The following is a 26090-nucleotide window of genomic DNA, read 5'->3' as shown; positions in this document are numbered from 1 at the left end:
ATGTGTTATGTTTTTAACCCATATCAGTGGAGAATTTGTTCCCAGCGGCTTCAGTTATTCTAATATTAGAAGAGCTCGTTTTATTTCCCTATCAAGGTTTTGGCTGTCACTTCTGTACCTGATGATGACAGGATATGTACCTATAGGTACATTTTTGCCTCTTACAGAGCCATTCCATGGAAGTAATGGTGTATTGGGGGCGACTTCATTAGTTTCATCCACATGGATAAGTTCACCCCATCGGTTATAGATCAATACCTGCACATAGGATACAAATTCATTGACATATATCACAAATAATTGGTCGTTCCTACCCAGCTTCATTGCTGTGGGAAACCGGACAGCAGGTTCGCAGTCTTCAATGATCATAAAGGCTTCTGTAAGCTCACAGCCAAAACTATCCCTGACCCTCAGTTGATACTCTCCAGGTTGGGTAGGGCTGTACATTCGTTCTGTACTGACTATATTTCCGTCAAATATCCATGCATAGTTGTCATATTCCCCAGGATCCAATGGAGTGGTAATGCCCTCTAAAGCACAGATGGTATAGCTTTCTTCCAGTACAATGGGAGCCAAATCAGATTCATATAGTTGATAACTATCTTCGCCTAAAATACAACCGTTTATATTTAAGATTTGAACGGAATAAATCCCATCCGCCACAGATGTAATTTCAGTTAGTCCTTCAAAAGCGACCAGTTCTATTCCATCTAAAAACCAAGAAATGGTTAATTCTTCATTAAAATTTCCATTGGCTGTTATATATGCTCCATCAAATGCACACGAACTTGGTGAACTCAATTCTACAGGAACACGTGTGGGCAGGGTAGGGACTGTAAAGGCTATTGGAGTAGCTGCACAATTGGATGATCCCCTTAAGGTTACTTCTAAAGAATAGTTGCCTGCCGCTCTCGGATTGAAGTGTTGCCCTCTGCTCACAATTTCTCCTACTTCATTTCTCCATCGTATAATAAATTCTTCTGATGGCCTTCCATTAAGATTTGCTATATAAGCAAAGGGGCCTTCACAGACGTTGATCGGTTCCTGTAAATCAAATGGAACAGCTGGTTGAATAGTCACTGTAATCAGTCTTTCGCGAGGGCAAAAGTCAGTGGCTTCACCTATTACAGTAAAGGTCCCTGCTTCCAATAGGTAGCCCCCGTTCTGTAGGTTTATATTATTCCCGTTAGCATCAAGTACGGTGTAGACTGGGTTTTGATTACTACTTGGTATAAGCTGAAACGGTCCGCAGGAAGTTACTGATGAAGGTATACTGAAATCAACCTGATCAAATGCTATTGGATAGAGATCAGGATCAGGTATGGAACAGCCATCTTCAGTGAAAATCTCTACGGAATACTCTCCTTCTTCCAGATCAGGAACAGTGACTACGGCGAGGTTGGCAAATGTTTCTCTGATGGTAATACCGTTACTCCCTTGCCGGGTGATTTCATATGCACCGGTAACAGGTCCATTGGTAAACGTTATTACGAGGCTTCCTCCACCCATTTCACAGTCCTGAATAACTGCCGCCTGGTATTCATAAGCTTCAGGTATATTGGCATTGGGGATGGTTACCGTTCTGCTATAGGTACAGCCCCCGTTGGAGGCAATTAGGGTATAATTACCTGGAGCCAGTTCTGTAATCTGGACCGACTGACCAGCAGTAAAATTATAGGTCCGTCCGGTCTCTTCTATCAGCAATTCTTCTATGTCTTCAAAAGCCTCAATTTCCAGTAAACCATCATTGGTTTCACAATCTACATTGTCATTCAAACTCCGGGCTTCAAAAGCTGGTAAAGAATTTACTATAAGAGCAAAGGTTTTTTCTATGGGACAGTCAGTGATAATAGGGTCTTCAGTCACTAAAATTATGGTATATATCCCCGGTCCGGCCAGCTCATCCGTATCCAGCTCCAGTTCATAAAATTCCCCTATCAGCACCCTGTCATCTTCTCCCTCCAGAATATAATACCAGTTACCCAGAATAGGGGTGTCTGGGATAAATGTGACTTCTTCACCCAAACAGATTTCCTCTGCTCCCTGATCTACATTAAATTCAAACTCAGGGCCTACGAATATAGAAGCTGTGGTCGGGCAGGATGAAAATGATTCTTCATCCTCAGCTGCTGATACCGCAAATGAAACGGTAACGGTATAGATACTTTCGGTGATAACTTCTATCGTATTATCTTCACCCAAAATTTCTCCTGCAGCATTTACCCATTGAAAAATATATTCTTCTATCCGCGGATCGTCTGGATCTACTGCTGTAAGGGTAATGGGCTGTCCTGCACACAAAGCTGCATCTTCCGGTAAGATTATAGTAGGTGGGGATATCACAAGCACCTGCATTTCTTCTACATAATAATCCATTTCTGTACAGCGGTCCACATTGAGTCTTACGGTATATGTTCCCTCGAGCTGGAAGCTGTATTCTATCTCTTGGGCATCTTCACTGCCCTGCTGGCTGTAAACTTCTTCACCTGATGGATTTAAAATTATCCATCTATAAAAGTCTATATCCGGCTCACCTCCACCTCCGAATAAACCAGCAGTATTGCCTTCCTCATCGAGACAAAATATTTCTGGACCTTCCAAGGATGGTTCTGGTATGGAGCTGCCATCATTATTGACAAAAGCAGGAAGTCCAAGTCTGGAAGGTCCAGGCATAGCATCATGGGCTTGATCATTGTAGTTGCTTTCTTCACAATCCTGCCCTACCTGGAGTTGGCCAACTACCGTTTGGCCTGGTCTGGCGACATAAATCTGGCCATCCGGACCGATTTGCAGGGCACCAAATGGCCCGGCTGATGAGAGGATATCCTTTGTGTTAAGGATACATTCTTCACGTTCTGCCTGACTGCTGCTGTCGTCAAAGCATTCGAAGCAGTCTTCAACAGGTTCTATCTTGAATTCTTCCACTCTTGAATTATTATCCGTATAGGATACGAAGACGCGGGAGCCATCATTAGAAAACTCTAAACCGTAAATATTACCCTCTGCACCCACGTCCAGTAAAGCATATTCAGTAAGGGCTCCTGTGGAAGGGTCAAAATCAAATATTTCCAACCTGTTTGCCCCCCCATCATTGATGGTAACGGCCAGCTTGGTACCGTCAGGGCTAAATTTCATGGCACCGACTTCTCCTGTTCCAAAATTGTGGTTACTGCCCAATGAGCTGAGCACCGGTGGACCTATGCCTTGTGCTGTCACAGGATAAAACCGGAAGGTATTGTTTCCTAATTCATGGAATGCCACCCAAGTGGTATCACCGGCACCTACGGCCGCCACTTTATCAGTAGTAGGACTGAAAAGGAAATTGTTTGAAGTAGTAACATTTCCAAAACCAGCCCCACCATCACTTCCTTTAATGTCTACTACTGTAAATTTAGCTTCGCCGCCTCCTAAAGTAAATAGGTAAAACAATGTTTCATCCTGCGGAACTGGGACAGCCAATACACTCTGAGAAGCATCTCTATCTCCTCCTATACCGGTAGCTAACTCCGTATGGTTGGCATCCCATACGGTCTCACCATCCGAATAAAACAGTACCTGCCCGGAAGCATCTGAAATAGTGGTCACACCGGCAGGGATCTGTTGGGGATGTGGTTCCTCGATTGGTCTAGGTACAGGAAGGTCTTCCCCATCTGGCCCTATACCTGGGTTAAAGTCTAGCCCCGCGCCGTCACCAAAGTACCAGATGTTGTTTCTTGGATCATCTATGTCCCAGACATTGATCCTAATGCTCGCATAGGCTGTACATCCCGGGTTTTGGGGGTCTCTTACCAATACCCAGTATAATCCTGGTTTGTCTAAAACACATGGCCTTTCTTTAGGGCCCCAGGTACGTATGTCGGACCATAAATATTCTAAATTGTCAGGCTGTTGGCCACCACCCATTCCTCCGCCTTGGGCATCCCCCGTGCTGGCTTCCAATAAAGAAGCAATATCTAAACAGGTGCCTTCACATACTGTAGTATCCTGGGGAGTAAAATTCGCCTGCAATTCATTTTGGGTTAAGTTAATGGTTTTAGGGACAGTTTTAGTAGTGCCATCAGCAAAGGTCACCGTGAGCGTAACCTGTATGGACTCCTGGGCGGTAGCGCCTTCTGGCAAAAGAAAATGTTCCTGGTTATAGTCCGCTTCGATCTCTTCACCATCTTCGTCGGTAAGTGCAGGTTCAAAGGACCATTCAAAGCTCACCGGCCTGTAGTTCTGTGGTGTGATACTGCTGGTCAGCTGAATGGGATTGTTCTGACAGGGCATATCAGGCTCCCAAGTAAAATCTACCTCAGGATCTATGGTAGCATTAGGTGCAAACTGCGGAAATATTCTACCGCAAAAATCAGTACCATCAAAAGGGTCTTCGTCCACTTCTAACGCTTCAATATCCTCCTCATCAGGATTTTCGATTCTCCCTACCAACTGAGGACCTCCTTCAGTCTCCTCATATATATAATAGGTGTTTCCATCCGGCCCAGTTTTTAAATCATAAATACGATAAATGTTATTTTCTAATGCTATTAGCTCAGGTTCAGCGTTCAAATCTGACATCGGAATGCGGAAGAGTTGATTGCCACGGGAATAGTACAGGTATTCACGATCGGGAGAGATGGCGACTCCTTCCACGCCGGTGCCTCCACCAGTACCTTCTATGTACGTAATAGCACCCAGCGTACCTGAAGCGGTATCAAAAGCTACTATGGCAATGTCCGAAGAAGGGTCTTCCGGTATCAGTATCAGCTGTCCTGAATCTTCATCAAAAACAATGGATTTTGGAACAAAAGGGAAGGCTGCACTTGAGGTTTCTGTTAGGGTCCCTTCAGTATTGCCGATTTCCCTGGCTATAATAGTCCCATTGGTATAGCTCATCAGATAAGAAGGTGAATCGGGAGATTTAATGACTGCTATGGCTCCCTGTGCCTGACCTATTGGGGTGTCTTTGGTTCCAGCTACAACAGCACCTCTTGGAGGCTGCCCGGCAGGAGCACCCCCTGGATTGTTCATGTCCACTATTGAATATAATAGTGACCCGTTAGGTGATATATAAAAGGTGTAATAGATTTTATCCCCATCAGGTTCATAATCCAATATGCCAATAGCCACTGTCTGTCTGCCATTTTGAAGCCCATTTATATTAGGCGCTGCTCCTTGGATTATTTCATTTACGCTATTAAATATCAGGAATCCATTGGTATAAAATAAAACTTCACCTGTAATAGGGTCTATAGCCAAAGCACTGTTACCAGCTGAATAAGGCTGAACAGACCCCAGGCCAGTCAATTGCCTTACTCGGCCTTCCCCGTCTTTTCCAAAGGAAATGTAATTTCTTTGTGTAGCTCCATCGCAATAACCAAAAACCCATTCATTGTTATTGAATCCCTGGGCCTGGCTGGGTACCAATGGAAAAAATATCCCTAAAAGCATTAGGTATAGAAAAATATATTTTAAATTGGCTAAATAATTGCTGAGCTCCATAATTTTTCAAGCACTTATAACAACACCATATTATTACTAGCGTTAATTACAAGTCATTATAATTCAAATAAACGAACAAATATTTGTTTAGGTCTTATCTCTATATTGTTTTTTTTGCAATTCTATTTTTTGGCCAAGCTTATGATAGTTTTGGACAGGATCCTCAATATAGTCAATATTATGCTGCCCCGCTCTATCTTAATCCGGCTTTGGCAGGAAGTGAATTGTCCAGTAGGCTGGGATTGAATTACAGAAGTCAATGGCCAGGTCTGGATGCTAATTTCAGTACATTTTCCGTTTATTTCGATACGTTTAACGATGATCTCAACAGCGGGTTTGGTTTCCATCTGATGAACGATGTAGAGGGAGCTGCCGGGCTTCGTAGCACCACTTTATCGGGGGCTTATGCGTATGAACTACGTATTTCAGAAAGAGCTTATTTTAGGCCCGGCTTTCAGGCCAGCTATATAAGACGCGATATAGGGTTTTATGAAAACCTGGTTTTTGCAAATAATATAGATCCTACCAATCCCTTTGGTCCAGTGGTGGGGGAGAATTTAGAAGGATTTGGCGAACCGGTGAATATGTTATCTTTATCGCTGGGTGGATTGTTTTTTACAGAGAATTTTTGGTTCGGGGCTACTGCCAACCATATCAATCAGCCTAATCAATCCTTTCTGGATGGAGTAAGCAGATTGCCCATCAAAATGTCTGTTCATGGTGGGTACAGGATAGCTTTGGCTCCCGGACCTATGCGGCAGGATTTTTCACATACCTTTAAAGAACGGTACATCACCCCAACCTTTAATTACAAAAGACAAGGTCCGTTTGAACAATTAGACGTGGGAGCGTATTTATATGCAGAACCACTTATAATCGGAGCATGGTATAGGGGGGTGCCTTACAAACCTGTGGAGAACCAAAGTAACCGGGATGCGATAGTACTTCTGGTTGGCTTTAATCTTCCCACTGGTTTTAACATAGGCTATAGTTTTGACTACACAGTGTCTCAGCTTGGAATACAGTCCGGTGGGGCACATGAAATTAGTCTATCTTATATATTTCCGGATCCTAATCCGGGCAAACCTAGAAAAAGAGATACCATACTGCCATGCCCTAAGTTTTAACATAGTGCATTATGGACCCAGAATTACTTAAATACCTTTTGATGGGTATTATCACCCTCAATATTTTTATTGAAAAATGGCTGGCCTGGCTGAACATACGTCAGGTCCCTGATCATCTACCCGCTACATTGGATCAATATCTGGATGATAATAAATTAAAACAAACCAGAACCTATCAGGTAGCCAATTATAAATTTGGATTAGTCACAGGTATATTTACCTACCTGCTTACTATTTGGTTTATCGGGTCTGGTTTTTTTGGTGAGCTAGATGGATGGCTACGGTATTTTATTGATTATCCTTTGTTTCTTTCCCTTGCCTATATTGGTATTCTGTACATGGGATCTGATCTGCTTTCTCTCCCGTTTGATTATTACCATACTTTTAAGATAGAAGAAGAGTTTGGATTTAATAATACCACAAAAAAGGTGTTTTTTCTGGACAAACTTAAAAGTTATGTCATTTCCATAGTCATCGGAGGTGTATTATTATACGCCTTGTTATGGCTTATTCATCAGGCGGGTCTTGATTTTTGGTGGATGTTCTGGATTGTGGCGATAGTGTTCATGCTATCTGTAAATTTATTTTATACGGCCTGGATCCTGCCCCTTTTTAATAAATTAAGTCCTCTAGAGGATGGTGATCTTAAAAGAGATATACTTCGTTATGCTAAATCTGTGGGTTTTTCTCTTGATAATATATTTGTCATTGATGGCAGTAAAAGATCATCTAAGGCAAATGCTTTTTTTTCTGGCTTGGGGAAGAGAAAAAAAGTGGTTTTATACGACACCCTTATAGACCAACATACCCCGGATGAACTGGTGGCGGTATTGGCCCATGAGATAGGTCATTATAAGAAAAAGCATATCTACTATAACCTTATTACAAGTATACTGCAGGTAGGAGTGATGCTGTTTATCCTCTCCCAGGTAATATATAATGAAAACATGAGTCTGGCCCTAGGAGGAGACCAATTGGCTTTACATCTAAATTTTATAGGGTTTACGATGTTGTTTTCCCCCCTTTCCATGCTTCTAGGCATCGGAATGAATATGATGAGCAGAAAGCATGAATTTGAGGCAGATGAATTTGCCAAAACCACCTATGCTGGGGAGCCGCTGGCCGAGGCATTGAAAACGCTTTCGGTAAAAACGTTAAGTAATATTCATCCTCATCCGTGGTATGTATTTGTGCATTATTCCCATCCACCGCTGATAGAGAGGCTTGAGAAATTGGAAGAGTAGGTGAATAACTACATCTTGGTGTCTAGAATCAAGTAATATCGGCGATATAAGTGCTCATATGTTTTTTAAACTTCGGTCTTCTGAGCACGGACATCCTATATCACAGAAAATCCACATCTACATTAAAGGGGTATTTCATCAGGTAGCCCAGTGCTTCCTCCACTTTAAATCCTTCAAAAAGAACCTTATATAAATTTTCAGTGATTGGCGCCCGCATTCCGGCATTTTCTACAAAGGTTTTGATAAGCATTACCGTATTGATGCCTTCAGCTACTTCATCCATATCCGCAATGATCTGATCTAAACTTTCACCGTTTGCCAGTCTATATCCCACCGTATAGTTTCTGGAAAGATTAGAGCTACAGGTAGCCACCAAATCACCAATTCCCGCCAGGCCTATAAAAGACTTAGTACTTCCTCCCAGGGCTTTTCCCAGGTATATCAGCTCTACCATACCTCTGGATATAAGTAGTCCTTTGGCATTTTCGCCTAAGCCCATCCCGGCCAGCGCTCCGGCAGCTATAGCTATGATGTTTTTCAATACCCCGCTGAGTTCCACGCCGATGATGTCCTGATTTCCATATACCTGAAACCTGTCTGATCTGAGCAGACGCTGGCCTTCCAAAATCACCTCGTTATACTTACTGGCTATGACGGTGGCCGCAGGTTGCTTTTTCAATAGTTCTTTTGCTAAATTAGGCCCTGCTAGGCAACCGATTCTTACCACTACCGTTTCATTTTGGATGATCTCGCTCATAGTGGCAATGTTTTCCCGCTTTATCTTATCTACAGTTTCCAATGTTTTACCTTTGGGCAGCAGCAGCGATAGTCCTTTGGTCCCATGGATCAGCATATGGTAGGGGTGCAGGTAGGGGGCAAATTGCTGCATTACTTCCCTGAAACCTGCTGAAGAAACTACTGGAAACAAAATTTCACATTGCTGGCAAATATATTCCGGACTATTGGTAGCTTCGATGTCTTCATGTAAGGATTTGCCGTTAGAGGTGTGGTGCAGATTGATTTCCTCTACGACTTCGGGCTTTCTTGCATATACAATCACATGACTTTTTTCGGCCAAAATATTGGCGATAGCAGTCCCAAAACTACCTATACCGATTACACCTACTGGTTTTTTTTTAGAAAAGTTTTTCGAGGTCATAGCCATCTAATCTGTTGTGGTAAAAGTAAAGAAGACTCATGTCTTCTGTGATGATTTCTCCTGAAGTATTCTGTATGAGCGGCCTGCGGGCATGGTACATACCCACATTTTGGAGACCGTGCTTGATGATGCTGTCTATATCTGTTTTAAGGTGAGGGGCTACATGGACTTTCCCTTCATCTCTTAATTCAAAAATTCTTTGTCTTACCCTTTCGCATTCCGAGCTAAAGAGCTCATATGAGATGACCAGATCTTCTTCAGGCAATCTTAATAGGGAAAAAAGATCCAGTTTTTTATTTTTATTTTTTAATATTTCAAATGCCGTGAAGGCCACTAAGTGACTGCTGAATACCCGGTTGATTTTATGGAATTCCTCAACTATTCTTTTGCCCAGCATGCTGGTATATTCTTCTTCTCGCTGATTATCCACCGAGATCTTATTGTTTGAAACAAAATAGTCCCTAGTATCTATAACCCTTCCGTGTCTATCCAGACTGCTGCCATTTTCATCCACATAATTACCAAGTATGTCCATAGCATTGCCAATAGAAACAGATATGTCAGATCCTTTGGTGAAGAACTTGACCAAAAACTTTGATATTTTGTAAGAAGTAGAAAATTCATCAGACTCCTTATAATACCTTTCCTGACCGGTCAGGCTGAGATGCTCCTGGATAAGGCTTGGGGCTTCCAGGACAAAATGATAATTTATAGTGACCGGCACTATGAAGATCTTACCGCTTATGTCATTCATGCCTTTTTGGTAATTGGCACGCTGCGCTTCTATAGCGGTACTTAGTAGGCCCAGTTTTAATTTAGATTCTATTTTACCACTTCTGGAGCGGGTGCCTCCCGGGAAAAACAAGCTATGGCACCCAAACTGTATGGCCTTACTGGAATACGTTTTAAGTGTCTCTATATATGGAAGGTTTTTTTTTCTACGGTCCACTTTATAAGCGCCCAATGCATTCATAAAATAAGAAAATATCTGGATATTGAACAGGTTGAGACCGGCCCCGTATATGTAAGGAGGCATGCCTAGCGTGCTGATGGTCCAGCCTATCAGAATACTGTCCAGATTAGAGAAGTGGGTGGGAACCATTACGATAGTGCCTTTAGAAGAAAGGTCTCTCAATTGGTCAGTTTCACCTATGATCTGAATCTTGTCCTGAAGCGTGTATTGATTGCTGAAAAGGGATTTAAAGCCTTTTACCCTGGCCGCATTGAGTAGTCGGGAAAATCCAAATGTAACCATCCTTCGTGTGGCTTTGTAATGGCTGTGCTTAAAGCTGCTGGCAATTTCTTCCGCATATCTTGTGGTGATATTATATAGGATTTTATGATAGCCTTCCCTTTTTGCTTCTGTAGATAGATTACTTTCAGAAGTAAGCTGGACCAATGAGGATTTTACGCCTGACCAAAATTCATTGTCATCATCAGGATCCACTACCCAGGGATTTTGCTTGATGCGCATTTTTTCCCTATAAAGCGTAGTCTCCAGTTCTTCTCTCAGTAAATCTACATTGTGCCCGGTAAAGTTGAGGATCCGTTCCTTACTGGCCTCTGCCACCAGCTTAATAAATTCTTTACGATATTTGCTTAGCTTAACTACTGGCCATTCATCTTTTTGGTGGAGAATGGGATCATATTTATGCTTTATATAGTCGTCGGTCAAGGATTATAGGTTTTTAAGATCTTGTAAATATAAGTAAAAATAGTAATTATCGGACTCATCAGAAAGTCTGCCACACTATTCGGTCCGGTAATCAGTAACAAAACATTGAATCAATCCTCTTGTTTCATCAAAAATATAAAATCTAATATATGTATACATGGTCAAGATACAAATGCAAATGATATAATAGTATGCTGATAGGTGAATCACTTACTTATCAGTTATGAATACCCTCATGTATATCCAGGCGGATTAGTACAATAACTTTATCTTGATACGGACCTTTTTATGCAGGGGGTTTTGTCAATGAACTTATAGATCGTATTATTGCATCATCATATCCCTAATGAAGCTAAATTTAAAGCAAATACAAGATCCTATTGCCACTGAAATGGCAGACTTTGAGAAGAAGTTTCGCTCATTCATGAAGAGCAAAGTTACGCTTCTTGACCATATCACTTCCTATATAGTGAAGCGTAAGGGCAAGCAGATGCGTCCTATGTTCGTATTTCTGACAGCAGGTGTATCCGGAGGGATCACGGAAGCTTCTTATAGGGGGGCTGCTTTGATAGAGCTTTTACATACCGCCACTTTGGTACATGACGATGTAGTGGATGACGCCAATTATCGGCGCGGATTTTTTTCAGTCAATGCCTTGTGGAAGAATAAAATAGCAGTTCTGGTGGGGGACTATTTGCTGTCAAGAGGCCTACTGCTCAGTGTGGACAATGGTGATTTTGAGCTTCTTAAAATAGTTTCTTTTGCTGTAAGGGAGATGAGTGAAGGGGAGCTTCTCCAGATCGCAAAAGCACGCAAACTTGATATCACTGAAGAAGTCTACTATACTATCATCAGACAGAAAACTGCCAGTCTTATTGCGGCATGTTGTGCCGTGGGGGCTGCCACCGCAGGGCAAGATGAGACGGGTATAGAAAATATGAAGCGGTTTGGTGAAAAGATAGGTATGGCCTTCCAGATCAAAGATGATTTGTTTGACTATGGTGAAGACGAGGTCGGAAAGCCGGTAGGAATAGACATTAAAGAGAAAAAAATGACACTACCCCTGATTTACGCGCTCAATAATGCTTCTTGGACCCAAAAGAAAAAAATTATTTATCTCATCAGAAATAAAAACGAAGATAAAAGGGCGGTATCTGAAGTAATTTCTTTTGTCAAACAATCAGGGGGGCTGGAGTACGCCGAAGGTATTATGAATAATTATTACCAAGATGCACTCACCATATTAAATCAGTATCCCGTTTCTGAGTATAGAAATTCATTGGAAGCACTAGTGAATTACACCATAGCTCGAAAAAAATAAGATACATCTTCACCTCACTTTTTTTAATTATAGTCAAGAGGGATGACTTTTGCGGGATAATGCCCCACTTTTTCTAAAATATAAAAATCATTAATTATTTTCTGTTACAATAAAACTCATTTTAAGCTTGATTTATGCTTTTCATGCCGATTATAGTTATTTTTTTACAGGTTTGTAGGCATAGCTTCAGAGGCAGTAGAGCTTCTATATCAGGTAAGTTTTATGATAATCATGTGAGATTCAGGGATTAAGTTTAGGATTATATGACATAAAAGTTGTAATAATTCAAACTTTTAGATATTTTTATCATCAGGTGGTAAAAAGTGGGGGATTGTGGCAGATTGTGTTTTGCTTTTATTACTTTTGTATTTGAAGGGAACCCTAAAAAAATTTAATGGCATCTTTTATCTCAGAATTCAAATGTAAGCTTGACCCCAAAGGGCGTCTGGTTCTGCCTGCCAAATTTAAGGCAGCGCTACCGGAAACGCTTGGGAATGAGCTTGTATTGAGAAAGGGTGAAGATCCGTGCATTGTGGTATACCCAGGCTTTGAGTTTAAAAAAATCTATAATAAGGTAGCGGCTTTAAGTGAGTTTAATCCACAGGAAAGAAAATTTAAACGGCAGTTTTTAAGTGGACTGGCAGAAGCAGAACTTGATAATTCCGGCAGGTTTTTGATAGTGAAGCATATGTTGGAATATGCAGGGATAGATAAGGAGGCCATATTGGTAGGTATGGGATCCAATATAGAGATATGGGACCCTGAAAAATATCAAGCATATTCCAGTATGGACCAAGACGAGTATTCAGGTTTGGCAGAAAAGTATTTAGGACAATAAATGGAAGGACAGGCGTATCATATACCAGTAATGCTTTCCCAATGCATAGAGGGGTTAGACATAAAACCAGATGGCATATATGTAGACCTCACCTTTGGTGGAGGTGGCCATTCAAAGGCTATACTGCCCCACCTTACCACAGGCCATCTTTATGGCTTTGATCAGGATGCAGATGCTGCGGATAACGTGCCGGATAGCCCTAATTTCACTTTTGTACAGGCCAATTTCCGCGATTTAAAGCGGTATTTAAGGTTATACAAAGTGACTCAGGTAGATGGTGTCCTAGCGGATCTGGGTATTTCTTCTCACCAAATAGATGAGCCCTTAAGAGGTTTTTCTACCCGGTTTGAAGGGTCTTTGGATATGAGAATGAACAGCAGCTCACCCCTTACAGCAGCAGAAGTGCTGAATACTTATGAGGAGTCTCAGCTTCATAAAATATTCGGAATTTACGGAGAGGTGAAGAATGCTAAAACTCTGTCCCAGGCGGTTGCTTCTGAAAGAGCCAATAAACCATTTGACTCTATTGAGAGCTTTAGGGCCATATTAAGAAAATATGCCAAAAGAGGTAAAGAGTTTAAATATTTTGCCCAGGTATTTCAGGCACTCAGGATCGAAGTAAATGATGAGATGGGCGCACTGGAAGAAATGCTGGGTCAGGTGGTAGAAATTTTAAAGCCTGATGGGAGATTTGTGGTGATGAGTTACCATAGTTTAGAAGACAGAATGGTAAAGAATTTTATTGCAAAGGGAAAAATTCAGGGTGAAGTGGAAAAGGATTTTTATGGAAATCTGATTCGTCCATTAGAGCCGGTTTCACGGAAAGCCATCATAGCAGATGAAGATGAGGTAGCCAGGAATAACAGGGCCAGAAGTGCCAAATTAAGGATTGCAAAAAAGCTATAATATGTCGGGCAATAATTTTAAAAGTAAATTAAAGAGAGGCAGTGGTAAGCAAAAGACAGGGGGTAAAAAAAATCTTTTTGCACTGATAGATGAAAAGATCAATATCACTGGTTTGATCGGTGAGGGGATCCCTGTAAGGTTAGTGCCGCCGTTTCTATATGCCGCTACCATTGCTCTCATTTATATATGGAGTAATCACCGAGCTGAAAATACCATACGTAAAATAGAAAGGGTTCAGCAGGAGGTAGAGGATCTTAGGGCGGATGTGACCACCCTGGAGGCTGATTATATGTACAGCTCCAAGCAATCAGAAGTAGCGAAAAAAATAGAAGTACTGGGCATATATGAAATAGATGCACCACCCACAAAGATAAAAGCGAAAAAGTGAATATTAAAAAATCCATACTGCTGAGAGTCAGGTTTGCCTTCCTATTGGTGGCAATCTTTGCGGGGGTTATCTTTTATAGGATAACCCATATTCAGTTTGTGGACGGTGAGAAATGGAGACAGAAGTCGGATGAAGTGAACTTGCAGTACAGAAAGGTAAATGCCACCCGAGGTAATATCTATAGCATGGACGGAAGTCTACTTGCCACCAGCCTCCCTTTTTACAGAGTGGTGCTTGATCCTTCCATTGCTAAAGATGAGGTGTTCCGTGCAGGTATAGACAGCCTTTCTTTCCTGCTTTCCAAACAATTTAATGATAAATCCAAAGATTACTACAAACGGCTGATAAGTGATGCCAGGCATACCAACAAAAAATATCTGATTCTGAACAGAAAGCAAATAGGCTATCAGGAAAAACAGGAGATGATGAAATGGCCTATTTTCCGTCAGGGAAGAATGTCAGGCGGAGTGATTTTTGAAAAGGTAGAGAAAAGATTTTATCCTTTTAAGGCCTTGGCCGGAAGAACAGTAGGGTTTCTCAATGAGGACAACTACGGAGCAGGTATTGAATTTAGTTTCAACGAATATTTAGGAGGCGAAAACGGAGAGGCCTTGTTTCAGAAAATAGCGGGAGGTACCTGGAAGCCTGTTCACGATGCCAATGACATCAAACCGGAAGATGGTTTTGATATCATCACAACCTTGGATGTAAACCTGCAGGATGTGGCTGAATCTGCTCTATTACGCCAGCTATTAAACAAAGATGCAGAATTTGGAAGTGTTATCGTCATGGAGGTGGCTACGGGCCATATCAAAGCTATCGCCAACTTACAGAAAAATAAGAATGGTTATGGCTATGGTGAATACTATAATTATGCCATTGGAGGCCAGGGATTAACTGAACCTGGATCAACATTTAAATTGCTCTCTATGATGGCCCTATTGGAGGAAGGAAAAATATCTCTCAATGACATGATTGATACTGGCAATGGGACCTATAAGTTTTATGACCGGACCATGAGGGATGCAAAACAGGGAGGGTATGGCAAGATCACCATTCGTGAAGCCTTTGAAAAATCTTCCAATGTGGGAATATCAAAACTGGTAAACGAACATTTTGGAGTGTCTCCCTCCAAGTTTCTGGCATATATAGAAAAGGCGGGGATTGATAAGCCTATAGATTTTCAGATTCAGGGGGAAGGTATCCCTTATTTTAAAACACCAGGTACAAAACACTGGTACGGGACCACCCTCCCTTGGATGTCTATAGGGTATGAGCTGAAAGTCACACCACTACACACCCTCATGCTGTATAATGCTATAGCCAATGATGGAAGAATGGTAAAACCTATGATAGTCAATAGCATCTCCCGTGCAAATAAAGTTACCCAAGAATTTAAAACAGAAGTCTTGCGAAAGAAAATAGCTTCTGATAAGACCATCAAAGAAATTCAATCACTGCTGGAAGGGGTAGTGGAACATGGTACAGCCAAAAATATCCACAACAGTGACTACAAAATAGCCGGTAAAACCGGAACCGCCCAAAAACTGATCAATGGGAGGTATACACAAAAATATTATGCCTCTTTTGCGGGTTATTTCCCGGCTGATAAACCTAAATACTCTGCTATCATAGTGATAGATAGTCCTAAAGGGTTTAATGCATATGGTGGTGATGTATCCGCTCCGGTGTTTAAAGAAATTGCGGACAAAATTTATGCGCAAGATCTTAAGCTTAATAATGTACAAAACCCAAGGGCTAGAAGAGAGCAATTCAAAGATAATGATCAGCTTCCATTCGTACAGGCAGGCATGGCAGAAGAACTTCAGATGATCTGCAACCAGTTCGGTATATCCAATCATTATAAAGGCGCAGAAAGATGGGTGAAATCAAGTGCCAATAATAAATCTATTGATTGGAAAGCTAATAAAGTAGATGAGCCAGTAGTTCCTGACGTAACGGGTATGACCCTTAGGGATGCACTTTATGTATTGGAAAACAAAGGGCTTAGAGTGGATTATGCTGGAAAAGGAAGGGTAAGGAGCCAATCCATGACCGCAGGTATGAATATACCAAAGGATGGGATCATCAAATTGACATTAGGATAAAAATGAAGGAGTTAAAAGACATATTATATAAAGTTTCATTGACCGCTACCATAGGTGATATGGAAGTGGAGGTGAATGATGTTGTCTTTGATAGCAGAAAAGTATCCAAAGGATGTGTATTCATTGCTGTGAAAGGCACACAGGTAGATGGACATGATTATATCGAACAGGCGGTTGAAGGAGGGGCAGTAGCGATTGTATGTGAAACGATGCCGAAAAAAGTTAGCGATAAAGTCACCTATGTTCAGGTTTCAAATCCAGCTAAAGCACTAGGGATATTAGCTTCCAATTTCTTTGACAATCCTTCTGAATACATTAAAATAGTGGCCGTCACGGGCACAAATGGAAAGACTACCACTGCTACACTTCTTCACCAGCTTTTCATGGAAATGGGATATGTAAGCGGATTGCTTTCTACAGTTGAAAATAAAATTAATGACGAAGTAATCCCTTCTACCCATACCACCCCAGATGCAATTACCTTAAATAGGCTTTTGAAAAAAATGCTAAAAGAGGGTTGTACCCATTGCTTTATGGAGGCCAGTTCCCATGCTATTATCCAGGAGCGCATGGCAGGGTTAAAAATAGCGGGTGCCGTTTTTACTAATATTTCGCATGATCATCTGGACTACCACGGGACCTTTGATGACTATATAAAAGCTAAAAAGAAGCTTTTCGATGAGTTGCCGCAGGATGCATTTGCTCTGGTCAATGCGGATGATAAAAGAGGATTGGTCATGCTTCAGAATACCAAAGCTAGTAAATACTCATTTGGCCTTAAGTATCCTGCTGACTATAAAGCTAAGATTCTGAGCAACACGCTTCAGGGTCTTGAATTGGATATCCATAACAGGTCGGTATGGTTTCGCATCATCGGGGAATTCAATGCATACAATATTCTGGCCGTGCTAGGGGTCAGTGTACTCTTAGGTGGTGAAGAAGAAGAAATACTGATGCAGCTTTCCAAAGTGAAGGGTGCGCAGGGAAGGTTTGACCAGCAGACTTATAAAGGAATCACTACCATAGTAGATTATGCCCATACGCCTGATGCTTTGGAAAACGTGCTTAAAACCATTCAGGGTGTAAGAAGCGGGATAGAGAAAATCATTACGGTAGTGGGATGCGGCGGTAATAGGGATAAAGGTAAGCGCCCACTGATGGCCAATATAGCTTGCCAGTACAGTGATAAGGTCATTTTGACATCTGATAATCCCCGGGATGAGGAGCCGATGGCCATCATTAAAGATATGGAGACAGGATTAAACCCTATAAGTTACCGGAAGGCTGTATTAATGGAAGATAGGAAAGAAGCGATCAAAACTGCTATTATGTTTGCCGAAAAGGGGGATATTATTTTAATAGCAGGAAAAGGACATGAGACCTATCAGGAAATTAAGGGTGTTAAAAAACCTTTTGATGACCGCAGAGTAGCACAAGAATTATTAAAACTTTTACATAGCGATAAATAATGCTTTACCACTTATTTGATTTTGCCGACGTAGTTTATGATATACCTGGAACGGGAGTTTTCAGGTACATATCCTTTCGTGCCGGTATGTCAGCATTACTTTCTTTGATTATCACGATTACTTTTGGTCATCATATAATAAATTGGATTAGAAGGAAGCAGATCGGTGAGAGTATCCGAGACCTAGGTCTGGAAGGCCAGAAGGCCAAAAAGGGAACTCCAACTATGGGTGGCATCATGCTGATAGCAGCTATAGTCATTCCTACCTTGCTATTTGCTAATATCTATAATGTGTATGTCATTCTATTACTGATCACTACTGTGTGGCTAGGTACTATTGGTTTTATAGATGATTACATAAAAGTTTTCAAAAAGAATAAAGAAGGGCTAGCGGGCAAGTTTAAGATAGTCGGTCAGATAGGAATTGGTATTATAGTAGGAGCTACGCTCTTTTTCCATGAGGATGTGGTAGTGAGAGAATTTCAGACTCCGGTATCTATCGAGGAAGGTGTAGTAGAGACACCAGCTTTCAAAGATATAAAGACCGCAAAAACAACCATCCCATTTGTAAAAGGGAACGAGCTGAATTATGAGAATATCTTTGGCTTTTTGGGAGAAGAGTTTACGCCATATCTGTATATAATATTTGTAATAATCATTATTGTAGCGTGTTCAAATGCTGCGAATATCACGGATGGTATAGATGGACTGGCGGCAGGAACCTCAGCCATTATAGGTTTGGCTATAGCCATCTTTGCCTATATAAGTGGTAATGCGATATTCTCATCCTACCTGAATGTGATGTTCATCCCAAATGCAGGTGAGATGGTAATCTTCTGCGCGGCATTCGTAGGGGCATGTGTAGGCTTCCTTTGGTATAATGCCTATCCGGCGCAGGTATTTATGGGCGATACAGGAAGTTTGATGCTTGGTGGGGTGATAGCCGTACTTTCCTTGACCTTGAGAAAAGAACTATTGATCCCCATGCTATGCGGGATTTTCGTGATAGAAAATGTATCAGTGATACTTCAGGTATCTTATTTTAAATATACCAGAAAGCGGTTTGGTGAAGGCAGGAGAATCTTCTTGATGTCTCCGCTACATCATCATTATCAGATGAAAGGAATACCAGAGGCTAAAATAGTAACCCGGTTTTGGATAGTGGGGATATTGTTGGCCATCATGACTTTAGCAACACTTAAGCTTAGATGATGAATAAAATAGCAATACTAGGAGGAGGAGAAAGCGGAGTAGGCGCTGCCCTTTTGGCCAAAGCGAAGGGGTTTGAGGTGTTTCTTTCGGAGGCTTCCCGTATCGACGAGGTCCGGAAAGGTATGCTCGAAGAGAATGGTATTGGCTATGAAGAAGGAGGACATACATTAGAAAAAATCTTTGATAGCCTAGAAGTGATCAAAAGTCCAGGGATTCCATATTCAGCCGAAGTTGTGGTCGCTATCCAGCAGAAGGGGATTGCTATAATAGATGAACTGGAGTTTGCAAGTCGGTATACGCAGGGTAAGATCATAGCGATCACAGGGACTAATGGAAAAACCACCACTACTTTGCTAACCTATCAGCTGATGGTAGAGGCGGGACTAGATGTGGGCCTAGCGGGAAATATCGGAGAAAGCTGGGCAGGTCAGCTGGTATCAAGAGATCATGCCTGGTGGGTATTGGAAGTTAGCAGTTTTCAGATAGATGGCTTTAAGACGATAAAGCCTCACGTGGCTATCATCTTAAACATTACTCCGGACCATCTGGACCGGTATGATTACTCATTTGAGAAATACATGTTTTCAAAACTTCACCTGCTTAAAAACATGGATTCAGAGGATCACTTCATTTTCTATAAAGAAGATGAGCACCTCTGGAAAGGATTGAATGAAATCAGTGTACTGCCATCGGTTCATGAGGTTTCCTTAAAAAGAATAGTAGATAACGGGAGCTATTTTGATGGTACTTCTGTACATGTTAAAAATGGAGGAGAAACTGTCAGCATAGCCAGTAACGACATAGCCCTGCGGGGAAACCATAATATGATCAATGTCATGTCTGCAATGACAGCTGCCATGATAGCTGGAGCTGGAAAAGACGGGGTTCAGAAGGGGCTTCAGGAATTCAAAAACGCTCCTCACAGGATGGAGAAAGTAACAGAAATAGATGGTGTACTGTATATTAACGACAGCAAGGGGACCAATGTGGATGCGACATACTATGCCCTTTCGTCTTTCGGAGAAAGAAAAATAATATGGATTGCGGGGGGAGTGGACAAGGGGAATGATTATACGCAATTATACCCGCTGATAGAAAACAGAATAAAAGCGCTGATCTGCCTGAGCAAGGATTGTGACAAATTAACTGCTGCTTTTAATGGAAGAATAGCAGACATTTCTACGACCCAGCAGGTAAGCGAGGCAGTAGAGATGGCAAGCGCAAAAGCTCAGAATGGAGATGTGGTGCTGTTTTCACCGGCATGTTCCAGTTTTGACCTTTTTAAAAATTATGTAGACAGAGGCGAACAGTTTATAAGAGCTGTGAATGGACTGGTAAAGGAAAAGTAGGATGGTAAAGTTAAAGGAGTGGATAGACAATAATTTAAAAGGCGACCCCATCATTTGGGGGATAGTGATCCTTTTGTCCATTTTGAGCATACTGGTGGTGTATTCTGCTACCGGAACCCTTGCCTATAAAAAGATGGGTGGCAATACAGAGACTTATTTGATCAAACATTCATCGCTGATCTTATTGAGCCTTGCCGTCATGTGGGCAGCACATAAGGTACAATATAAATATTATGCTAAGCTTTCTCTGGTAGCTTTGTGGATTTCAGTGCCATTATTGGCCATCACCTATTTATTTGGTTCCAATGTAAATGAAGCCAGCAGGTGGCTTACCATCCCTTTGATCAATCAGGCTTTTCAACCATCGGATTTGGCAAAACTCGCTTTGATCGCTGCAGTGGCGGGGATGTTGGCCAAAAGGCAAAAAAATATCAAAGATTTTCAGAATACCTTTTTACCGGTGATAATATGGATAGGGATTATATGCATGCTGATCGCCATGGCTAATATGTCCACAGCTGTATTGCTGCTTTCTACGTGCCTTTTACTGATGTTCATTGGCAGGGTTCCTATGAAATTTATCATGATGGTATGTCTGATAGGAAGCTTGGCTCTTACTTCAGCTATATTCTTGGGACAGCGTGGAAGTACATTCTTTTCCAGGATTGAAAATTTTATATCTGGAGAAGAAGTTCCTTATCAGGCTGAGCAATCTTATATCGCTATCGCCAATGGAGGTGTAGTGGGGTTAGGCCCAGGGAACAGCGAGCAGCGTAACAGGTTACCCCACCCTTATTCAGATTTCATATTTGCCATCATAATAGAAGAATATGGTCTTATAGGAGGTGCGACGGTCCTTTTCCTATACTTGGCTCTTCTCTATAGAGGGATGCGGGTAGTCGCCATTTCTAACAGGCCTTTTGGCGGTCTGCTGTCGGCTGGGCTGAGTTTTGCGCTCGTCTTACAGGCCATGGTAAATATGGCTGTAGCAGTGGGTATTGGACCTATTACCGGTTTGCCTTTACCACTACTAAGTATGGGAGGGACTTCACTGCTGTTTACGGGGATATCATTGGGCATTATCCTGAGTGTGAGCCGTGGTGATCATGAAGACGCTTTTCCAGTAGAAGGAAATGCGCCTCGAAAATTAGCAAAAGTAGCATAATGATGAAGGAAAAAGATACATATAGAATCATGATAGGAGGAGGCGGCACTGGAGGGCATATATATCCAGCCATAGCCATAGCCAATGCATGGATGGCCAAATATCCATCTTCAGAAATTCTATTTGTAGGTGCCGAAGGAAAAATGGAAATGCAGAAAGTGCCTGAAGCGGGGTATAAGATAATAGGGCTAAACATAGCGGGACTTCAGCGAAAGCTTACGGCGGAGAATTTGACTTTTCCATTTAAAGTTATGGGGAGCCTAAAGAAATCATGGGATTTGATCAATGATTTTAAGCCGGATATAGTAATCGGCGTAGGAGGGTATGCCAGTGGACCAGTTTTGTTTGTAGCCCAGCAAAAAGGTATCCCTACACTGATACAGGAGCAGAACAGCTATGCAGGAATTACCAATAAGCTTTTGGCAAAAAAAGCTGATGCCATCTGTGTGGCATATCCTGGTATGGACAGGTTTTTTCCTGCTGATAAAATTATATATACGGGCAATCCTGTAAGAAAAGATATCCTTTCACTGGAAGGTAAGACTGATAAAGCAATGGCTTATTTTGGCCTTCAAAAAGGGAAACCGGTAGTACTTATACTGGGGGGAAGCCTCGGTGCAAAAACCATAAATGAATCCGTACTTCAATGTATGTCTAAAATAGAAGCACTGGGATATCAGGTGCTTTGGCAGGCGGGGAAGTTCTATATAGAAGAGATGGCCCGAGCAGTAAAGGAATCAGGTTTACAGCATATCCATGTACATGAATTTATCACGCACATGGATCTGGCATATGGAGCTGCAGATGTGGTGATATCCAGGGCTGGAGCCTTATCGGTATCAGAACTTAGTCTAGTGGGTAAACCTGTGATTTTTATCCCATCTCCCAATGTGGCAGAGGACCATCAGACCAAAAATGCATTGGCCTATGAATCTCAGCGGGCTGCACTGATGATCGCTGATCATGTAGCCATTGGCTCCTTGGGAAGGGCGTTGGAAAACTTGATTAATGATAAGGATGAAGTGAAACTATTAAGTGAAAACATAAAAAAATTGGCTAAGCCTGAAGCGGCCTTGGATATAGTAAAGGCATTGGAAAAAATAATGAAATGAATTTAAAAAACTTACATAACGTATATTTTCTGGGGATCGGGGGGATCGGCATGAGTGCCATTGCCCGCTGGTTTGGCCATGTGGGTATACCTGTGAAAGGTTACGATAAAACGCCTTCCCCGCTTACTCAGCAGTTAGTGGAAGAAGGTATATACGTTCATTATGAAGATACTCTCGATACTATCCCTACAGAAGTCAAAGGTCATAAAAGCCACACACTGATCGTGTGGACACCTGCTATGCCTGCTGACAGTGTGCAGCTGGACTATTTCAGACGTGAAGGGTATCTGCTGAAAAAGCGGGCAGAGGTCCTAGGAAGTATTACCAAAGACATGTTCACCATAGCAGTGGCAGGGACCCATGGAAAAACCTCTACTTCTTCCATCATATCCCATCTCTTAAAGTCGGCAGGGATGAATGTTACTGCTTTTCTGGGTGGTATCACCCAGAATTATGAAAGCAATCTGATCCTACATGACGAAAGCAGGGATGAGGCCCCTATAGTAGTGGTAGAGGCTGATGAATACGACAGGTCTTTTCTTCAGCTGCACCCAAATATAGCCGTGGTGACATCTGTGGATCCTGATCATCTGGATATATATGGTGACCATCAGGAGCTTACCAGAAACTTTAATGCCTTCATCGACCTCATACATCCTGAAGGGCATTTATTAATTCAAAAAAATGCCTTTTCGGCTTTAAATAGGAACAATTTTGGCTTTTCTAGAGTGGAAAGTTATAGCTTAACGTCATCATCCATTCATGCCACTAATATCCGTTCAGGGATCAGATCTTTTGCCTTCGATTATGTAAAAGAGGATCAGTTCATTACTGATCTTACTATTCATGTGCCTGGCTTTCACAATGTAGAAAATGCGCTTGCCGCAGTAACAGTGGCGCTGGATCTCGGGATCAAAGAAAGTGATATCCGTGACGGGCTAGATAGTTATAAAGGTGTTAAGAGAAGATTTGAAATCAAGCATCAGCATCATGATAGGGTTTATATAGATGATTATGCCCATCATCCGGAAGAGATCAAAGCTTTTTTGGGGTCAGTGAAAGCGATGTATCCTGATAAGAAACTGACGGCGGTTTTCCAGCCACACTTATTTACCAGGACTAGGGACTTTGCCCGAGAATTTTCCAGCAGTCTCTCACTGGCGGATGAGGTGGTGCTGATGGAAATTTATCCTGCACGGGAAAAGCCAATAGAAGGAGTAAATGCAGCAATGCTGCTAGGGGAAATTACCGCTGTCAAGAAATCCGTGCAAAAACGTGAAGACTTAATGGCGTATTTGGAAACTGCTTCTCCTGAAGTATTGGTGACTATCGGAGCAGGAGATATAGATAGAATGGTAGAGCCGATCACTAAATGGATTAAAGGGTATGGGAATTAAAGGCTTGAGGATAAAAAAAAGTATCATCTTCACGGTGCTGACCGCAGTACTGCTAGGCTTTATTGCCTTTGTGGAGAAGACAGAAAGCACTAAAACTTTTAACGGTATAGAAGTAATAGTGAAAGGCATCAGTGATGTCTACTTTGTGGAAGAACAAGAAGTCATTGCTCGGCTGAACAATGAATTCCCCGAACTGAGACAGGGTACATTCATGTCGGATATCCATTTGGCTAAGATTGAGAAAAAGGTAGAGAAGCATCCTTTTGTAAAAAGAGCTGAGGCATTTAGGGACCTTAAAGGTAAAATACTGGTAAAGATAGACCAGCATAAACCCATAGCGAGGGTAGCTAGGCCTATGGCGGCAGACGGGTATGTATCGAGTGAAGGCAAGATTTTGCCCACCTCTCCAGTATATACATCCAGGGTGTTGATCATAGAAGGTCCAGGGGCAGAAGTCATTTTGGAAAGCAAAGATCTGTCAGAAAGCCATCAGGATCTTTTGGACATGATCACCTATATCTCCAATCATAAGTTTTGGGGAGCCCAGATTGCATCTATGGAGATAGACCGAAAAGGCAATATATGGCTGCATCAGCAAGTGGGCAGACAGATAATTGAGTTTGGTAAGCCGGTGGAACTGGAAGAAAAGTTTAAAAAAGTAGAAATATTATATAATGAAATATTGCCTGAAAAAGGATGGAATACCTATAGTAAGGTAAACGTAAAATATAAGGACCAGATTATTTGTGAATAATTGATATAGCTATGGAAAATGACAAACTAGTAGTAGGACTGGACATTGGTACGACCAAGATCTGCGCCATAATCGGGCGTAAAAATGAATTTGGAAAGCTGGAAGTTCTGGGTATGGGCAAAGCTGTTTCTGAAGGCGTCATACGTGGGATCGTTACCAATATAGATAAAACTGTAAATGCTATTCAGAAAGCAGTAGGTGATGCTTCTGATATGGCTGAGGTGGATATCGGAGAAGTCATTGTCGGCATAGCTGGCCAGCATATCAGGAGTGCTATCCATCATGGTGTGATCATCAGAAACACTAAAGATGATGAGATTACCGTAGAGGACGTCAGAAGACTTTCCAATGATATGGAAAATATAGTGGTGCCTCCGGGCAATACTATCATACATGTGATGCCACAGGATTATACCGTAGATTATGAAGATGGGATCAAAGATCCTGTGGGTATGTCAGGTGCTAAGCTGGAAGCTGATTTTCATATCATCACAGCACAGACTACTGCTATCAATAATATCAATAGATGCGTAAAAAGAGCAGAGCTTATCTCTAAGGATCTGATCCTGGAACCACTGGCAAGTTCACTTTCAGTCTTAAGTGATATGGATAAAGAAGCCGGCGTCTGTCTGGTGGATATCGGAGGTGGTACCACAGATATAGCTATATTCTATGATAATATCATCCGTCATACGGCTGTCATTCCGTTTGGGGGAAATATTATTACTACTGATATCAAGGAAGGATGTATGGTCATGCAGACTCAGGCAGAGCTGCTTAAAACCAAGTTTGGCAGAGCCATAGCAGAAGATGCCAATCCTAATGAAATCGTATCCATACCAGGCCTGCGAAACAGACCTGCCAAAGAGATCTCTATCAAAAACCTAGCTTCTATCATAGAAGCCAGAATGGAAGAAATAATTGAAATGGTACAGTCAGAAATTGTGGCCAGTGGACTTTATAAAAAGCTAGCCGGCGGTATTGTACTTACTGGAGGAGGGTCACAGCTGCAGGGTGTCAGCCAGCTTTTCGAATATATGACTGGACTGGATACCAGAATAGGCTATCCTAATGAGCACCTGGGAAAATCAAAAATAGAAGAAGTGAAGAGCCCCATGTATGCCACCACTGTAGGTTTGGTTTTAGCAGGCTTTAAAGCTCTGGATGATAGGGAAGATCTATATAGGCAAAGAAAAGCACTACCGGTAGAAGCTAAAAACCCGCAAAGGAACCGAGTTGAGCAGTCAAAGGATATATTTGGCTCAATACGAGACAGGTTGAAGAACTTCATTACCGATGATATAGGAGACGAAAATAATTACTAGGGCTTAATTAATAGGGGAAGCTTATGGTAATACTTTAAGTTTCCCTCCCATTAGCCATACC

General features: G+C 41.8%; 18 protein-coding genes. 15 read left to right on the top strand and 3 right to left on the bottom strand.

The window, feature by feature from the left end:
- Positions 1-54: 54 nt before the first annotated feature.
- Positions 55-5481: a gliding motility-associated C-terminal domain-containing protein gene (locus EL17_RS06655; protein WP_035071672.1), complete on the bottom strand. Its 5427-nt coding sequence runs from the start codon at positions 5479-5481 to the stop codon at positions 55-57.
- Between the two features lie 83 nt (positions 5482-5564).
- Between EL17_RS06655 and EL17_RS06650 the strand changes: the two genes are divergently transcribed.
- Complete coding sequence (locus EL17_RS06650) at positions 5565-6608, top strand: PorP/SprF family type IX secretion system membrane protein (protein WP_035071670.1); 1044 nt, start codon at positions 5565-5567, stop codon at positions 6606-6608.
- Between the two features lie 11 nt (positions 6609-6619).
- The gene (locus EL17_RS06645) at positions 6620-7852 is read left to right on the top strand and encodes a M48 family metallopeptidase (RefSeq protein ID WP_035071668.1); all 1233 of its coding nucleotides are present in this window, start codon (positions 6620-6622) and stop codon (positions 7850-7852) included.
- Between the two features lie 100 nt (positions 7853-7952).
- Here the strand turns inward: EL17_RS06645 and EL17_RS06640 are convergent, their stop codons facing one another.
- On the bottom strand, positions 7953-9011 hold the full coding sequence (locus EL17_RS06640; RefSeq protein ID WP_035072142.1) for an NAD(P)H-dependent glycerol-3-phosphate dehydrogenase: 1059 nt from the start codon (positions 9009-9011) through the stop codon (positions 7953-7955).
- Positions 8989-10686: a 1-acyl-sn-glycerol-3-phosphate acyltransferase gene (locus EL17_RS06635; RefSeq protein ID WP_035071666.1), complete on the bottom strand. Its 1698-nt coding sequence runs from the start codon at positions 10684-10686 to the stop codon at positions 8989-8991. The genes EL17_RS06640 and EL17_RS06635 overlap by 23 nt, the downstream gene beginning before the upstream one ends.
- Before the next feature lie 346 nt (positions 10687-11032).
- On the opposite strand from EL17_RS06635, the gene EL17_RS06630 reads away from it, so the two are divergent.
- The 13 genes from EL17_RS06630 (at position 11033) to ftsA (ending at position 26029) form a co-directional block, all read left to right on the top strand.
- Positions 11033-12007: a polyprenyl synthetase family protein gene (locus tag EL17_RS06630; RefSeq protein WP_035071663.1), complete on the top strand. Its 975-nt coding sequence runs from the start codon at positions 11033-11035 to the stop codon at positions 12005-12007.
- Between the two features lie 394 nt (positions 12008-12401).
- Positions 12402-12845, top strand: coding sequence for a division/cell wall cluster transcriptional repressor MraZ (gene mraZ, locus EL17_RS06625; RefSeq protein WP_035071661.1), 444 nt, complete (start codon positions 12402-12404; stop codon positions 12843-12845).
- Positions 12846-13751: a 16S rRNA (cytosine(1402)-N(4))-methyltransferase RsmH gene (rsmH, locus tag EL17_RS06620; RefSeq protein ID WP_035071658.1), complete on the top strand. Its 906-nt coding sequence runs from the start codon at positions 12846-12848 to the stop codon at positions 13749-13751.
- A gap of 1 nt (position 13752) precedes the next feature.
- Positions 13753-14139, top strand: a complete 387-nt coding sequence (locus tag EL17_RS06615; RefSeq protein WP_035071656.1) for an FtsL-like putative cell division protein — start codon at positions 13753-13755, stop codon at positions 14137-14139.
- Entirely contained in the window at positions 14136-16247 is a 2112-nt protein-coding gene (locus EL17_RS06610) for a penicillin-binding protein (protein WP_035071654.1), read from the top strand. The genes EL17_RS06615 and EL17_RS06610 overlap by 4 nt, the downstream gene beginning before the upstream one ends.
- Before the next feature lie 2 nt (positions 16248-16249).
- Entirely contained in the window at positions 16250-17716 is a 1467-nt protein-coding gene (locus EL17_RS06605; protein WP_035071652.1) for a UDP-N-acetylmuramoyl-L-alanyl-D-glutamate--2,6-diaminopimelate ligase, read from the top strand.
- Entirely contained in the window at positions 17716-18927 is a 1212-nt protein-coding gene (gene mraY / locus EL17_RS06600) for a phospho-N-acetylmuramoyl-pentapeptide-transferase (RefSeq protein ID WP_035071649.1), read from the top strand. The genes EL17_RS06605 and mraY overlap by 1 nt, the downstream gene beginning before the upstream one ends.
- Complete coding sequence (gene murD, locus EL17_RS06595) at positions 18924-20276, top strand: UDP-N-acetylmuramoyl-L-alanine--D-glutamate ligase (protein WP_035071646.1); 1353 nt, start codon at positions 18924-18926, stop codon at positions 20274-20276. The genes mraY and murD overlap by 4 nt, the downstream gene beginning before the upstream one ends.
- Position 20277: 1 nt before the next feature.
- Complete coding sequence (locus EL17_RS06590; protein WP_035071644.1) at positions 20278-21441, top strand: FtsW/RodA/SpoVE family cell cycle protein; 1164 nt, start codon at positions 20278-20280, stop codon at positions 21439-21441.
- Complete coding sequence (gene murG, locus EL17_RS06585; RefSeq protein WP_084166123.1) at positions 21441-22553, top strand: undecaprenyldiphospho-muramoylpentapeptide beta-N-acetylglucosaminyltransferase; 1113 nt, start codon at positions 21441-21443, stop codon at positions 22551-22553. Before EL17_RS06590 ends, murG begins: the two co-directional genes overlap by 1 nt.
- The gene (gene murC / locus EL17_RS06580) at positions 22550-23950 is read left to right on the top strand and encodes a UDP-N-acetylmuramate--L-alanine ligase (RefSeq protein WP_035071642.1); all 1401 of its coding nucleotides are present in this window, start codon (positions 22550-22552) and stop codon (positions 23948-23950) included. The genes murG and murC overlap by 4 nt, the downstream gene beginning before the upstream one ends.
- Positions 23940-24704 carry a cell division protein FtsQ/DivIB gene (locus EL17_RS06575; RefSeq protein WP_035071640.1) on the top strand — a complete coding sequence of 255 codons (765 nt, stop codon included), beginning with the start codon at positions 23940-23942 and terminating at the stop codon, positions 24702-24704. The genes murC and EL17_RS06575 overlap by 11 nt, the downstream gene beginning before the upstream one ends.
- An 11-nt stretch (positions 24705-24715) precedes the next feature.
- On the top strand, positions 24716-26029 hold the full coding sequence (gene ftsA / locus EL17_RS06570) for a cell division protein FtsA (RefSeq protein ID WP_035071638.1): 1314 nt from the start codon (positions 24716-24718) through the stop codon (positions 26027-26029).
- Positions 26030-26090: the final 61 nt, after the last annotated feature.

This window comes from Anditalea andensis, from assembly GCF_000714815.1.
GTDB lineage: Bacteria > Bacteroidota > Bacteroidia > Cytophagales > Cyclobacteriaceae > Anditalea > Anditalea andensis.
This window is presented reverse-complemented; position numbering and strand designations above follow the sequence as displayed.